The organism is Alcanivorax sp. HI0083, from assembly GCF_001635175.1.
Window position 1 is genome coordinate 1 of sequence record NZ_LWFX01000148.1, and the last position, 873, is coordinate 873.

An 873-nucleotide genomic window follows, 5' to 3' on the forward strand; every position below is an offset into this window, starting at 1 on the left:
GATATGGCAGTCGCCCGCGAAACCGTGCGGCGACTGCAGATGCACAATTTGCTATCCGATAGCCCGCAAGCAGGCAGCGCCACGTTCTGGAGCAGCGCCGAACCGTCCCTGGCTCACCGGCAGCTCTCTGAACTCTGGGGCGAACGAGTCACCGTCCACCCCATGCGCTAGGGCACATCAAACAGCCTCTGCGATCGACGGCAATCACCTTGTGAAGACCGGCGAAATGCTTCCAGTGTTCCACCATTTTCTTTACGGATATAGGCAGGCAGGAACAGAACAACGCATTCCCGTTTTCGCTACATATAAAAATGCCCGACTCCGGTGACACGGAATCGGGCATTTCTGTTACTTCACGCGCATGTCTTTTGCACGTTCTCAATCATCGCTATGGCGTTACGATATTGAACCAGAACTCGAAGTCATCCAGACAGGACACCAACTCGGTGAGCTTGTCCTGGTCCCCTTCGACTGTCACCTTGCCGTCTTCAATGGCCTTTTCCAGGGTGATCTCCTGGAGCATGAATCCATTGAGAGTATCGCGGGTCATGTTGATGGTGGCATCGGCATCGTCAAACAGACGCCCCTCACTGTGGTTCAGCACACCGTGCACCATTTCCACCGCAAAGGACTTGTCCTTGTCGGTGAATACGAAATTGAGCTTGAGGTGCTTGCCCTCTGCCTTCTCGGTGTTCAGGCGGACGCCAAGGAAGTCGAAGAACAGGCTCTCATCCATGGCACGAACGGTATCCGGGCTGGCAGTATTGGGCGTCGGCAATTGCGCCACACCATTACGCAGTTCCTGGGCGCCGCTCAGGTAGAAATTACGCCACGGACCACTTTCTGCCTGATAGCCCATCTGCTCCAGCGCGT

Annotated in this window: 1 protein-coding gene; it reads right to left on the bottom strand. The window is 55.6% G+C overall.

What is annotated here, in order from left to right:
- Positions 1 to 388: 388 nt before the first annotated feature.
- Positions 389 to 873 (bottom strand): alkyl sulfatase C-terminal domain-containing protein (locus A3754_RS01610; protein ID WP_197468367.1); only part of this gene is annotated, 485 nt, incomplete at its 5' end.